Raw genomic sequence first — 13,874 nt, 5'->3', positions numbered from 1 at the left:
CGTCAGAGCGTCTTCTTCAAATCCTGGATCAGGCGTCGCGCGTGCTTGTCCGGCTTGCCTTGAGGCCGCAGGAGTGCGCCTCCGGTAAAACGACGGTCCTCGCGATGGCGTTCTCGCTCGGCAACGCTCTCTTCCGTTTCGGTGTAAAGCTTGCGCGCTTCCGGCGCCGGCCCGCGCTTCTCAGACAAGGCAGCGACCACGGCGACGAAACGCTCCTCGCCCCTTGTGATCTTCAAACGATCGCCGATGGTTACCGTCTTCGCCGGCTTGCAGGTGCCATCGTTGAGTTCGACCTTCCCACCGACGATCGCTTCCTTGGCCAGCGCGCGGGTCTTGAAGAAGCGCGCGGCCCAGAGCCACACATCGGCGCGCACGCCAGGAATCGTCGGGAGTTCGGTCATGGAAGCAGCATATTACCTAGCGGCACGGTGACCAGGCAAAGGAGGATGCCCGCGCCAAGCATGGTGTTCGCCAGCCGCGGCTCGAGGTCGTACTGGTCAGCCAGAATCGCTGCCGAAATCATCGGCGCCATGGCAGCCTGGAGCACGCCGACCGTGAGCGTCAGGCCGCCAATGCCAGCTGCGACACCCATGCCGTACACCACCAGCGGCGCCAGCAGAAGCTTCCAGCCGAGGCCGGTGGCGAGCGCACCGATCTGGTCGCGCTGCAGGTGCAGGCGAAACTGCAGGCCCACCGAGAACAGCGCCAGCGGCGTCAGCGTCGATCCGATTTGCAGCATCACCTTCTCGACAACCTCGGGCCAGCCGCCGACCCGTCCGACGACCACACCGATGACCAGCGAGATAAAGGCCGGGAACGTCAGCACACGACGCACGATAGCGGCAGCGCTCGCTCCCCTCCCCGAGTACATCGACGCGACGACGATACCGCCCGCGGCGAGCATGGGAAAACAACCGAGCTGGTCCGCGATGACGGCAACCGAAAGCCCCGCCTTGCCATGCAAGGCTTCCATCATTGGGTAGCCCATGAAGGATGTATTGCCAAGGCCGCAGACGAGCGTCAGGCAGCCGACCCGCGCAGGCGACCATGCAAACACCCGACCGAGCGTGGCAAAGAGCGCCCATGCCCCGAAGAACGTGACGTACATGCCGACCACGGGAAACCAGAGGCGTGCATCGATCGTGACATGCGGCACGAGCGCCAGCACGAGCGCCGGCAGCGCGATGTTGAGCACCCACCAGTTGATCCCCGGGACGATGCCGTCGGGCAGCCTGGCGAACCGCCGGCAAAGGATACCGAGGGCCAGGCAGGCGAAGAGGATGAGCAAAGCGGACATGGCAGCAAAGATAACAGGCTCTGTGTGGGAGCCGCTTCAGCGGCGATAGGCCGACGGAGCGGTGACGGTGCATCGTCTATCGCCGATGAATCGGCTCCCACACAGAGCGCAGCGCGCGACGTTCGAGGTTGTCGCTAGCACCCGTTCGCCGATGAATCGGCTCCTACCGTAAAGCAGCGCGTTAGCCGAGCAGCACGCGGTTCATGCGCTGGACGAAGGCGGCCGGATCGGCCAGCTGCGCACCGGCGGTGATTTCGGCCTGCTCCAGGAGCAGCCCGGCGATGTCCCCAGCCTTGGCGTCGTCGGTTTCCGCGGCGAGGCGCTTGACCAGCGGATGCTCGGGGTTGAGCTCGAGCACGGCCTTGGACTCCGGCACGTCCTGGCCGGCTTCACGCAGAAGGCGGGCCAGATGCGGCGCGAGGTCGAAGTCGGCCAGCGCGAGGCACGACGGCGAGTCGGTCAGACGCGCGGAGACGCGGACGTCACCCACACGGTCACCGAGCAGGGTCTTCGTGCGCTCGATCAGCGGAGCGGCCTCGGCACTGGCCGCTTCCTGCTTCGCCTTGTCGGCTTCGTCGAGCGGGAACTCGCCCTTGGCCACGTTGCGCAGGCGCTTGCCGTCGTACTCGGTGAGATAGCCAAGCATCCACTCGTCGACGCGATCGGACATGAGCAGCACTTCGATGCCCTTGGCCTTCAGCGCTTCCAGCTGCGGGCTACCCGCAGCTGCCGCGTAGCTGTCCGCGGTGACGTACCAGATGGTGTCCTGGCCTTCACCCATGCGTCCGATGTATTCGTCGAACGACACGGTCTTCGCCGCGCCGTCGCCCTTGGTCGACGCAAAGCGCAGCAACTTGGCGATGCGATCGCGGTTGGCCGTGTCCTCGACGATGCCTTCCTTCAGCGTGTTGCCGAAACCGGCGAGGAAGGTGGCGAACTTCTCCGGTTCGTCGCGCGAGACCTTCTCGAGCAGATCCAGGACGCGCTTGGTGCAGGCGGCCTTGATGCGCTCGAGCTGGCGGTTCTGCTGGAGGATTTCGCGGCTGACGTTCAGCGGCAGATCGTCCGCATCGACGACGCCGCGCACGAAGCGCAGGTAGTTCGGCAGCAGCTCTTCGGCGGCGTCCATGATGAAGACGCGCTTGATGTAGAGCTTCAGGCCCTTGCGCTCTTCGCGGCCGCCCATCATCAGGTCGAACGGCGGCTGCTCCGGCACATACAGCAAGGTGGTGAAGCTCTGGCTACCTTCAACGCGGTTGTGCGTCCAGGCCAGGGCGTCGTTGAAGTCGTGGCCGAGCGCCTTGTAGAAGTTCTGGTATTCCTCGTCCGTGATGTCGCTCTTCGAACGGCTCCACAGGGCCGAGGCCGAGTTGATCGTCTGCCACTCGGTCGGATCGGGCTTGCCGTCTTTCTCGACCGGCATGCGGATCGGGAAGGCGACGTGGTCGGAATACTTGGTGACGGCGGCGCGGAGCGTCCAGAACTTCAGGAACTCGTCTTCGTCGGCCTTCAGGTGCAGGACGACGGTGGTGCCGCGCTCGGTGATATTCGTGTCTTCGAGGGTGTATTCGCCCTTGCCGTCGCTTTCCCAGCGCACGCCAGCCTCGGTGGGCTCACCCGCGCGGCGGGTGATCACGGTGACCTTGTCGGCGACGACAAAGGCGGAATAGAAGCCCACGCCGAACTGGCCGATCAGGCGCGCGTCGGCCTTCTGCTCGCCCGAGAGAGCCTCCAGGTAGCGACGGGTGCCCGAGCTGGCGATCGTGCCGATGTTGGCGACGACTTCGTCCTTGCTCATGCCGATGCCGTTGTCGCGCACGCTGACGGTGCGCGCGTCCGGATCCCAGGTGATCTGGATACGGAGTTCCGGGTCGTCCGAGGTCAGGTCGGGGTTACCGACGGACTCGAAGCGCAGCTTGTCGCAGGCGTCGGAGGCGTTGGAAATGAGCTCGCGAAGGAAGATTTCCTTGTGCGAGTAGAGGGAATGCGTCACCAGGTGCAGAACCTGGGCGACCTCGGCTTCGAACTTACGTGTTTCCTGGCTCACGGCGCCGTTCCTTCAGGGTAGGACAGCCCAGGATTATGGGGGCGGGCGGACCCTGAAAAAAGAGCGACTGTTTTCTGTGGGAGCCGATTTATCGGCGATTGGAGCCTCCAGCTTCACCGCTCCGTTGGCTTTTCGCCGCTGAAGCGGCTCCCACATCGCCCTCATTCGCCGCTGAAGCGGCTCCTACATGTCTTTACTGGGCGGCCTGGAGGGCGGCGATACGCTGTTCGATCGGCGGATGGCTCATGAACAGGCGCTTGAAGCCGCTGGCGAGGTGACCGGAGATGCCGAAGGCCTGGATGGTCTGCGGCAGGCTGGTGTCGCCGTGGTTGGCGGACAGGCGCTGCAGGGCCGAGATCATGGAGGCGCGGCCAGCCAGGTTGGCACCCGCGGCGTCGGCACGGAACTCACGCCAGCGGGAGAACCAGGACACGATGATCGAGGCGAACAGGCCGAAAACGATCTGCAGGACCATGACCACCACGAAGTAGCCGATGCCGCCCTCGCCGTCGCGCTCGCGACCGCCGCTCATCCAGCTGTCGACCACTCGGCCGACCACTCGGGCCAGCACGATCACCAGCGTGTTGAGCACGCCCTGGATCAGGGTAAGAGTGACCATGTCGCCGTTGGCGACGTGGCCGATCTCGTGACCGAGGACCGCCGACACCTGTTCCCGGTCCATCTGCTGAAGCAGGCCGCTGCTGACCGCCACGAGGGCGTTGTTGCGCGACATGCCGGTGGCGAAGGCGTTCATTTCCGGGGCGTCGTAGACCGCCACCTCGGGCATGCCGATGCCCGCCTTCTCGGCATGGCGGCGCACGGTGTCGACCAGCCAGCGCTCGGTTTCGTTGGCCGGCTGGGTGATGACCTTGGCGCCGGTGGTCCACTTGGCCATCCACTTGGAAATGGCCAGCGAGATAAACGCACCGCCCATGCCGAAGACCGAGGCGAAGACGATCAGGCCTGACAGGCCCATGCCACGCTGGGCGGCCCATTGGTCGATGCCCAGCACGCGGCAGACGATGGTGAGGAGGAGAATGACCGCGAGGTTGGTCGCGATGAAGAGCCCGATTCGTTTGAACATGTCTTTTTCTCTCACGGCGGCTGTCTGTTTGGCGCCGCCTCATGCGTGAGTTTTCGGGGCGAACGCCTGTGATTCAATCCCCGTAGCCCGCGCCGTTCATGGGATGGCGCCCCAGCGCGCCTCGGCGATCGACGGCATCGCCTACACTGTCGCCCTCGCGTCATGCACGCCGTGAGAAACGTCTCAACTCGTGTCCCTAGTCCCCCTATGAGCTATCGCGGACGGTTCGCCCCGTCGCCCACCGGCGCCCTGCACTTCGGCTCACTGGTCGCCGCGGTGGGCAGCTGGCTGGTCGCCCGTCATGCCGGCGGCGAATGGGTGGTCCGCATCGAGGACATCGACCCGCCGCGTGAGGTTCCTGGCTCGGCCGCCTCCATCCTGGCCACCCTCGAAGCCTTCAGCCTGTCTCCGGACGGCCCGGTGATGTACCAGTCCGAGCGTGGCGACGCCTATGAAGCGGCCTTCGAACGGCTCAAGACGTCAGGTCACGTCTTCCCTTGCTGGTGCAGCCGGGCCGATCTGGCCGTCCACGGCGGCATGCACCGTCACGGCCAGTGCGTTGCCGCACCCGACCCCATCCGGCCGCCAGCATGGCGTCTGCGCACGCCGGACGAGACGATCCACTGGCACGACGACCTACAGGGTCCCCAGGCCGAAAACCTGCTCGACATCGCCGGCGACTTCGTGATCCGCCGCGTGGAAGGTTTCTGGGCCTACCAGCTCGCCTGCGTGGTCGACGACGGCGCGCAGGCCATTACCCACGTGGTGCGCGGTGCCGACCTGCTCGAATCGACGGCCCGGCAGATCTATCTCCAGCGACTCCTGGACCTGCCCACCCCCGGGTACCTTCATCTTCCCCTGGTGCTGGATGCGGACGGCCGGAAGCTCTCAAAGTCGGCCGCCGCCTTGCCCGTCGACCCGGCCGATCCCCTGCCCGCCCTGCGGGTGGCGCTGGATCGACTAGGCGTGAAGGCACCGACAGGCCCCGTGACACCACGTGATCTGCTTCACGCTGCGCTGAATGAGTTCAAGCCTGCGTCGCTCCGCCGCAGTAGTCTTGCGGGCATTGGGGCGCTATAACAATCGTTTGCCCGCGCAGCGGGCTACTACGGGAAACGGGCGAGGATGAAGCAAGGCATTACGCAACGCACGGCACTGGTGACCGGCGGCACGGGCGGCATCGGTACGGCGATCGTGCGCTACCTTGCGCGTCAGGGCCATCGCGTCGCGACCAACTACCGCGACGAGGCCAAGGCCGCCGCCTGGCGGGAAGACATGATCCGCGACGGCATCGACGTCGTCATGGTTCCCGGCGACGTGGCCGATCCTGCTTCCGCCGCCACCATGGTGCGCAGCATCGAGGATCTCGCCGGCCCGATCGAAATTCTCATCAACAATGCCGGCATCACGCGTGACACCACGTTCCACAAGATGGACTTCCAGCAATGGACGGACGTGGTCAACACCAACCTCAATGCCGTCTTCAACGTGACCCGCCCGGTGATCGAGGGGATGCGCTCGCGCCAATGGGGCCGCATCGTCCAGATCAGCTCGATCAACGGCCAGAAGGGCCAGTACGGCCAGGCCAACTATGCAGCCGCCAAGGCCGGCATGCACGGCTTCACCATCTCGCTGGCCCAGGAGAACGCGCGCTTCGGCATCACCGTCAATACGGTCTCGCCGGGTTACGTGGGTACCGACCTGGTCATGGCTGTCCCGGAAGACATCCGCGCCAAGATCATCTCGCAGATCCCGGTGGGCCGCCTCGGTCGTCCGGAAGAGATCGCTCACGCCGTGGCCTTCCTGACCAGTGAGGACTCGAGCTGGATCACCGGCTCGAACCTCGCCATCAACGGTGGCCACTACATGGGCTGGTAGGCCCGGTTCAGAGCCCCCGTTTCAGAGCCGAAGCTCGTCGACCATCTTCGGCTCGTGGATCGCCACCTTGTTGTGGTGCGCGCGAAACTTCGCCATGACCTTGTACGCGATCCGGCGCGCGCGCATCACCGAGCCCAGGGGCCGATGCGCGACGATGCCGTGCCAGGGATTGAAGGCCAGCCCGTCGTCGATCGCAAGCCGCCGTGCCTCGTTCCACGCCGGCTGCGGCGACACGACGATGCGCGCCACGTCGATGTAGGGACTTTTCTCTTCCGGCCAGGGCACCGACGCGTCTTCGATCGGCATGGTCTCGAGATCCGTGCAGAACTGCACGCGCACATCCCATTCGCCGCCCTCACGCGCAAAGTGCTCGATCATGGCGTCACGCAGGCCGTTGGGCTTGCCGTTGACGTTGAGCTCGGCATCGGTCAACGCCGTGAGGTTCGGTGAGCGAGGTGCGATCGACACTTTCACGACGTACTCGCCGAAGCGCAGCGGCGCCTGGCTGAAATAGCTGTCGCCCAGCGGATTCGTCTCCGGCTGGCCGCCAAGTGCGAGCAAGGTGGCGCTCTTGCCACCGAAGGCCTCGACCAGACGTTCGGTGCCACGCAAGACCGCGGACAGCGCTTTCTTCGCACCTTCCGCACGATCCGTCGTCGCCGCGACCAGCTTCAGCGTACCCGCGAATTTTTTCGCCGTCGGCGCGGAGAACGCGGGCCCATTCACCATCACGAAGTCCTGCGTCGTATCGCCTTCGCTGCCCGGAAGACGATCGCCATCGACGCCGAAGATCTTTACCGCCATCCCGCGGGGTGTCGAAACACTGTCGTCGAGGATGTCGCCCGGCACGGTCGACAGACGCATGGCCACGCCGTACCGCCCCGCCCTGGCGAAAATGCCCTGCGCGAGCTCGCGCGGAAGGTCGTCGGGAACGATCAATTCCCCCGTGAGCAATGCGTGGCTCTTGGCATGCACCGAGCGATGCGCGTGCTTCTCGTGTTCGAGGGTGGTCTGGTTGATGCCGGTAAGCGTCTCGATCAGCTGTTCGGCCGTCTCGGCCTCATCCGGCTCGACGTGCTCCAGGGATTCGTCGAAGCGAATCGGCGGCGGGCTCAGGGAAAGGGGCATGTCGATCTCGGCGGCGGGATGACGTTTCATCCTGCAACTGCCGTCGTGAAGGGGGCGTCCCTTCCCCCTGTTTCACCGGTGTTACATCAACTTGTAGCTGAACGTCAGGTTCCACCGCACGTTGCGGTTGTTGCTCTCCGGCGGTTGATCGCCGGTGGGCTGGGCCAGCGCGAAATCGACGGTGTAGTGCTTGTTGTCCGAGAGCCGCAGGCCGATCGCCGCCGAGTCGAGCTTGTCGATCAAGGGCCGCGCACCGTTGAGATAGACGCGGGCCGACTGGTAAGCCACGTACGGCACGATCGATTTCACCCAACGCGTTCCCGAGACGAACGCCCGGTTCACTTCGAGCGATGCGGCCCAGCCGCTGTCACCTGCGGCGTCGCCCGGGTCGTACGCGTAAGCGAAGCTCGGACCGCCGAAGTTGATCTGCTCGGTCGATGGCAAGGCATTGTTGCTGTACTGCCCGGTGGCGCGAATCACCGTGCCGATCTTGTGCGCCCACTGCTCGGACCACGCCAGGTTCATGGTGTAGCGGGTGAACTGGATATCGGGCATGGCGACGGCGAGCGAGCCGCCAAAGTTCGTTGCCACGCGCGAACTCGCGCCAAGACCATCGAATCCATGAGCGACAGCAAAGCTGAACTGTGAGCTGCGTTTCTCGGTCGCTTTCAACCACGACAGCTCCGCGTTGAGCACGCGCACGCTCGATCGCAGCGAGATCATCGCGCCCGTGTCGACATTGCGATAGCGATCATCCTGCGTCGACCCATAGAAACCCACGGTCAGGTTCAGCCGCTTGGTGTTGCTCAATAGCAGCGGATAGATGGCCGTGAGCGCGAGACGCTCCTGCGCGAGACGATGATCGAGATACGATGGCAGCTGGTCGTCGGTGTCGGGACTGCCCCAGTAGTGACTGCCGTCGATGCGGCCTTGCCAGCCCCGCGAACCGATCGGCTCGACCCATGCCACGGAATACAGCCGCTGGCCGCCGCCGTTCGGAAACAGCGTGGAGACGCTCAGCTGTTCGCCCAGGGGTGTGGCGCCGTTCTCCAGCGCCGTGAACACGCCTTGGGCGCCCGGATGGTTGAGATCCATGCCGTAGCTCGCATCATAGCGTTGCCGCGTAATGTCCAGGTCGAGCGTGGTCGCACCGTCCGTCGTGGTCGGCGGCGGCACGTTGGCGGCGACCTTGGCACCCGGCAACTCGCCGAGCAGTTGCGTATAGCGTTCGAAGGTGTCCTGCCGCAGCGGACGCTCGTCCACGATATGCGCCGCCATCGCACGAATGCGGCCTTCGAGGTTGCCCGCATCGCCACGCACGGTGAGCCCGGAAACATAACCTTCGACGACGGTCACACGCACGACCCCATCGGCGAACGTCTGGCCAGGGATGAAGGCGAACGACAGCGCGTAGCCTTTTTTCTTGTACATCGCCGTGACGCTGTCCGCTGCCGCGACGAGCTGGCCGACGCTCGTATCCTTGCCGCGCATCGGGGCAAAGACGGCGGCAACGTCGGCGAAGGGAATCGAACGCACCCCGACCACATCGAAACGTGTCGGCGTGAGGTGACTGGCGAGAAGTGCCTCCAATGCCCGGTTAGGTGCCTGCACATTCACTGTGACCGAAGGTGCTTCCTTGGGCGCCTCCGTCCGCGGCAGGGTCTGGAGTGGATTGGCCGGCGCGCGAACCTGCGCCTGGGTGGAACACACGACGGACATGCCTAACAGGCAGCCGAGCCATCGATTCATCTATACCCCCTGGAACGATGACTTATGCGATGTACAACGAAGCGCGGGCAGCGTCGAACACTGCCCGCGCCGATCGCCATTACAAGCCGTTATTGCCTTTACCGAGGTTCTTCAGGCGACCCAGCAGGCTGCTCACCGGATCTGCGGCGGGGCCGCTATTGCTACCCGTACCCGTGGTCGTGGAAAGGCCCGTTGCGGAAGCCACGTTGTTGACGACCGTGTTGAGCGTGTTCGTGACCGGTGCGATCGCGGGCGCGTTGACGACGTTGGATACCCCGTTGCCGACGCTGTTCAGCGCATTGGCGACCGGAGTGGTCACCGGCGCCAGGCCGCTGAGGCCGCCGGTACCAATCGCGGTGATCGGGGCGGCGGCGCTATCGATCAACGCGGGAACGCCGTTGAGCGTGGTGGGAATCGGCGTGGCACTGCTGGGGCCCGCCGTGCCGGGACCATGCGTGAGCGTGTTGCTCGCCACGCTGAGGACGTCAGCCGTGCCGATCAGTGCGCCACCCAAAGGTTGCGAGAGGCCACCCAGCGCACCGGGCGCCGCATTGTTGGAAACGGTCGTGCCCAGCGCATTCACTCCCTGGCTCACGCCACCCGCCATATTGCCTGCGGCCAGACCCGTCGCAGCGACGAGATTGCCGGACGAGCCCGGCGATGCACTGCTGCCGAGCGAAACAGCCAGGGGCGTGACGACGTCGCTGACCAGCTGCGTCACCGTGTTCGCCTGCGACGAACCGAGCGCACCACCGAGCTGCGTGCCTAGTTGCACCACGCCACCGCCGGCCGTCTGGACGACATCGGCGACCGTCGCGGTGATCGGGCTGATCGGTGTATTCGCACCCACGGTATCCACGCCAGCGCCGAGGTCCTGTACCGCATTGCCAGCACCGACAACGACGTTGTCGAGACTCGCTGTGGTGCCACCCACCGGGTTGGGCGTATTGCCGATCTGGCCCATTCCACCGGAGACGCCGTTACCGAGCGCCGTAACCGCGCCACCGAGGTCGTTGACGGTGCTGCCGAGCGCATTGGTCAGGCCGGCCGTGCCGCCCAGTGCGGTCACCGAGGGCAGCTGCGTGCCGATTCCCGAGATCGTTCCGCCGAGCGAGGACACGATGTTGCCGGCGCCAGTCGCGATCGCGCCGACGGCGTTGCTTGGGGCTGCCGTGCCCGTGCCACCGCCGGTACCGCCACCTCCCGTGCCACCACCACCTGTGCCGCCACCGCCTGTTCCGCCGCCACCGGTGCCCCCGCCGCCCGTTCCGCCACCGCCGGTGCCGCCGCCATCACCACCGCCCGTACCGCCGGTACCGCCACCGGTACCACCGGTGCCACCGCCCGTGCCTCCCGTGCCACCACCATCTCCGCCGCCGGTGCCCGAACCGCCACCGCCATCGCCGGAGCCGCCTGCACCGCCCGGATTGACCGAGCCCGAGGAACCGCCGCCGGATCGCGTCGAACCGTGCCCACTGCAGGCCGTCATGGAGACCGACGCAGCCAGGATGCAGCTGACCAGAAGAGTACGGGTGAAGACCTTGCTGAACTTGAGTTCGCTCACGACTCACTCCTCGAACGCATGGCGTTCTGGGTAGTGCCCCCTGCCTGTGGGAGCGATACATCGAATGTGACCCACGTCACAACCGTGGATCCATCAAACGCCTGCAAACCCTGTGTCAGTACGCAAAAGTGGCAGCTAGGTAGGAATACGTAGAGCAGATTCGGCCATCTGTTCAGCCGCATCGTGAGCGCGTGAACTTGGATCGAACGAAGTGCGAAAACTGCGTGTAATGCGCGTTTCTGTTCGATTCTGTGAGAGCCGATTCATCGGCAAATAGGTAAATGTAGGAGCCGATTCATCGGCGAATAGTAAATAACCCCGCTGCGCAGCAGCGCTCCTCCCACGTTGCTGGCCTCGCTTCCCATCGAAGGAAGAGCATCGCCGATGAATCGGCTCCCACAACAGCAGAAAAGCAAAACGCCCCGGGGGACCGGGGCGTTTCTTTTGACTCGGAACCTGAGAGGCTCAGTGCACGGTGAACAGCTTGTCGAAACCGGCGATACGCAAGGTGTTACGCAGGTCGGCGCTGGCGTTGACGATACGGATCTCGGCGCGATCGCCGCCCGCGTGTTCGCGCAGGAGCATCAGCATGCCCAGCGCGGAGCTGTCCATGCCGGTGACCTGCTCCAGGTCCAGCACGTAGCTGCGCGAGGCAGCGACGTCGCCCAGGCAGGCATCGTGGAAGGCACGGTGGATGGAGAAGTCGAAGCGCTCGCCCAGATGAAGGGTCAGGCAGCCGTGCTCGGTGTCGTGGTGAACGTTGATGGCCATGCGGGCTTCCCTTAAAACAGGTCGATGTCGCCAGCAGCCATGGACTGCTGGAGGGCGGGGCCACGTGAACGCAAGCGGGCACGCTCACGCTGCTCGGCCAGGCGCGAGCGGACGCGCTGGGCACGGGCGCCGAGCTCGGCCGGATCGGCCGGCGCGCAGGCCAGTTCTTCGATGTCGCGCGTGCAGTCGGCGGTGATTTCCTGCAGCTCGACCAGGCGCGAGCGCGTCTGGTGCAGCAGCTGGCTGAGAATGTCTTCGAACTGCAGCGAGCGGATGGTTGTGGAGACGTCGTTGCCGAGGCCGCGATTGATCGAAGCGGCTTCGTCGGCGGCGGCGCTGGTGCGTGCGTTGGATTCGGTGATGGTCGACATCATGCGATCGATGTCGCCCTTGGCCGAGAGCGCGACGTTCATGTCCTGCGAGGCCATGTGGCCGACCAGCTCGCGAAGCTGTTCCATCGCGGTGCGCGAACGCTCCACGTGGGTACCGATCTTTTCGTTGAACTGGTTGCTGTGCTGGGCGAGATTGCGGATCTCACCAGCGACCACGGCGAAGCCACGACCGGATTCACCGGCGCGTGCCGCTTCGATAGCCGCATTCAGCGCCAGCAGGTTGGTCTCTTCGGCAATCGTGTTGACGTTCTTCAACAGCGCGAACACGGCGTCCATTTCCTTGGCCATGCCGTCGATGCGGTAGACGATGCGCAGGCTCTCGCGCGACAACTGGACGATCAGGCCGACGAAGTGCTCGAGCAAGCCGGCGGTGCGCGAGGCGAAATCCTGCACCGAGATGCCGTTGCCACCGCTCTCGATGATCTCGCTGAGCAGCTTCTGCTGCTTGCCGGTCTTGTGTGACAGGCCGTTGAAGCCACCACCGAGTTCGGCGACGGCATCGCGCAGCAGATCCAGTGCCTGGTGCAGTTCGCGGCTGGCGTGGCCGAGCTCGTCGACGATGGCGCTGCGGACGTCTTCCATTGCCTCACGTACCGAGGCTTCGTCCGAAGACGGCGAGTGCAGCACCACCTCCACGTCCGGCAGCGCGGCCGGGCGCAGGCTGATCGCGATCCAGGTCGCGGTCAGGAGTGCCACGACGACCGGGGCGACCCAGGCCGAATGGAACACCAGCACGAGGACCAGGGCGATGGCACTGGCGGCAAAGCCGATGCTTCGTTCGTTCTTGGGGATAAGCATGATGACGTCTCGCTATCAGGTGCCGACGCGCGAGGCGGCGGCGGAAACAGGTGTATGGGCGAGCGCGAGCAAGCGCGCAGCGATCGCGTCGAGCGGAAGCATTTCGTTGGCGGCACCGGCTTTCCAGGCGGCGCCAGGCATACCCCAGACCACCGAGCTGGCTTCGTCCTGAACCAGGGTGGGTGCACCGATTTCCTTCAGTTCACCCAGGCCACGGGCGCCGTCGTCGCCCATGCCGGTGAGCAGCACGCCGATGGTCGCGGCGCCGACGCTGGCGACCATGGAACGGAACAGCACGTCGACGGCAGGCTTGTGACGATTGACCGGCGGGCCATCGTGCAGACGGCAGACGTGCTTGGCGCCGTCCCACATGACCAGCAGGTGCTGGCTGCCGGGCGCGATGTAGGCGTGGCCCGCCTGGATGGGCTGGCCGTCGCGGGCTTCCATCACGCGCATGGCGGAACACGAATCCATGCGTGCGGCGAAGGGACCGCTGAAAGCGGCGGGAATGTGCTGGGTGATGACGATAGGCGGCGCGGTCGGCGGCATCGCTTCGAGCACCACCCGGATCGCTTCGGTACCGCCCGTGGACGCGCCAATGGCGATGATGCGCGTGCCACCGCGCGTGCCCGGCGTCTGGGCGAGCGGCAGGACGGCATCAGCGGAGAGGCGCGGGGCCACGTCCAGCTTGCTGACCGCCGCGCGCTCACGCGGCTTGGCGCCCGCGGCGAGGCGCACCTTCGCGCAGATTTCCGGCGCGTGGTCCATGAAGGTGTTGGCGAGATCGGCCGGCGGCTTGGTGAAGAAATCCACCGCGCCCAGTTCCAGCGCGCGCAGGGTCACGTCGGCGCCCCGCTCGGTCAGCGTCGAGACCATTACCACCGGCATCGGGCGCAGGCGCATCAGGTTGTCGAGGAAGGTCAGGCCGTCCATGCGCGGCATCTCGACGTCCAGCGTGAGCACGTCGGGATTGAGCAGCTTGATCTTATCGCGGGCGATCAGCGGATCCGCGGCCGTGCCGACCACCTCGATGCCCGGATCGGACTCGAGCATGGTCGTCAGGACCTTTCGGACCAGGGCCGAATCGTCGACGATGAGGACGCGTACTTTCTGCATGGGCGCTTGCGACTCGGGTAGCTGGATGGTGGAAGGCGATACTGCCGACG

Annotated in this window: 12 protein-coding genes; 2 read left to right on the top strand and 10 right to left on the bottom strand. The window is 65.4% G+C overall.

What is annotated here, in order from left to right; genetic code table 11:
• Positions 1-2: 2 nt before the first annotated feature.
• From BJI69_RS13595 to htpX, 4 genes are all read right to left on the bottom strand, one after another.
• Positions 3-401, bottom strand: coding sequence for an RNA-binding S4 domain-containing protein (locus BJI69_RS13595; protein WP_046969210.1), 399 nt, complete (start codon positions 399-401; stop codon positions 3-5).
• Positions 398-1,297, bottom strand: coding sequence for an AEC family transporter (locus BJI69_RS13590; protein WP_181016719.1), 900 nt, complete (start codon positions 1,295-1,297; stop codon positions 398-400). Before BJI69_RS13590 ends, BJI69_RS13595 begins: the two co-directional genes overlap by 4 nt.
• Before the next feature lie 181 nt (positions 1,298-1,478).
• Positions 1,479-3,344: a molecular chaperone HtpG gene (gene htpG, locus BJI69_RS13585; protein ID WP_046969211.1), complete on the bottom strand. Its 1,866-nt coding sequence runs from the start codon at positions 3,342-3,344 to the stop codon at positions 1,479-1,481.
• A gap of 193 nt (positions 3,345-3,537) precedes the next feature.
• A complete protein-coding gene (gene htpX / locus BJI69_RS13580; protein ID WP_046969212.1) occupies positions 3,538-4,428 on the bottom strand; it encodes a protease HtpX in 891 nt (296 codons plus the stop codon).
• A gap of 207 nt (positions 4,429-4,635) precedes the next feature.
• Here htpX and gluQRS point away from each other — a divergent pair, with 207 nt between their 5' ends.
• Positions 4,636-5,508 carry a tRNA glutamyl-Q(34) synthetase GluQRS gene (gene gluQRS / locus BJI69_RS13575; RefSeq protein ID WP_046969213.1) on the top strand — a complete coding sequence of 291 codons (873 nt, stop codon included), beginning with the start codon at positions 4,636-4,638 and terminating at the stop codon, positions 5,506-5,508.
• Between the two features lie 57 nt (positions 5,509-5,565).
• A complete protein-coding gene (phbB, locus tag BJI69_RS13570; RefSeq protein ID WP_046969217.1) occupies positions 5,566-6,306 on the top strand; it encodes an acetoacetyl-CoA reductase in 741 nt (246 codons plus the stop codon).
• A gap of 21 nt (positions 6,307-6,327) precedes the next feature.
• Here the strand turns inward: phbB and BJI69_RS13565 are convergent, their stop codons facing one another.
• The 6 genes from BJI69_RS13565 to BJI69_RS13535 form a co-directional block, all read right to left on the bottom strand.
• Positions 6,328-7,434, bottom strand: coding sequence for a catalase family protein (locus BJI69_RS13565; RefSeq protein WP_046969218.1), 1,107 nt, complete (start codon positions 7,432-7,434; stop codon positions 6,328-6,330).
• Positions 7,435-7,515: 81 nt separating this feature from the next.
• A complete protein-coding gene (locus BJI69_RS13560) occupies positions 7,516-9,183 on the bottom strand; it encodes a ShlB/FhaC/HecB family hemolysin secretion/activation protein (protein WP_046969214.1) in 1,668 nt (555 codons plus the stop codon).
• A gap of 79 nt (positions 9,184-9,262) precedes the next feature.
• Positions 9,263-10,747 (bottom strand): collagen-like triple helix repeat-containing protein, encoded by a 1,485-nt coding sequence (locus BJI69_RS13555; RefSeq protein WP_078023188.1) that lies wholly within the window; start codon positions 10,745-10,747, stop codon positions 9,263-9,265.
• Between the two features lie 465 nt (positions 10,748-11,212).
• Entirely contained in the window at positions 11,213-11,518 is a 306-nt protein-coding gene (locus BJI69_RS13545; RefSeq protein ID WP_181016718.1) for an STAS domain-containing protein, read from the bottom strand.
• Between the two features lie 11 nt (positions 11,519-11,529).
• Entirely contained in the window at positions 11,530-12,708 is a 1,179-nt protein-coding gene (locus tag BJI69_RS13540; RefSeq protein WP_046968483.1) for a methyl-accepting chemotaxis protein, read from the bottom strand.
• A 15-nt stretch (positions 12,709-12,723) separates the two neighbouring features.
• Positions 12,724-13,824 (bottom strand): protein-glutamate methylesterase/protein-glutamine glutaminase, encoded by a 1,101-nt coding sequence (locus BJI69_RS13535; protein ID WP_046968484.1) that lies wholly within the window; start codon positions 13,822-13,824, stop codon positions 12,724-12,726.
• Positions 13,825-13,874 lie beyond the last annotated feature (50 nt).

This window comes from Luteibacter rhizovicinus DSM 16549, assembly GCF_001887595.1.
GTDB classification, from domain to species: Bacteria; Pseudomonadota; Gammaproteobacteria; order Xanthomonadales; family Rhodanobacteraceae; genus Luteibacter; species Luteibacter rhizovicinus.
The sequence above is the reverse complement of the archived record's forward strand: the minus strand, read 5'-3'. Positions and strand labels throughout refer to the sequence as shown.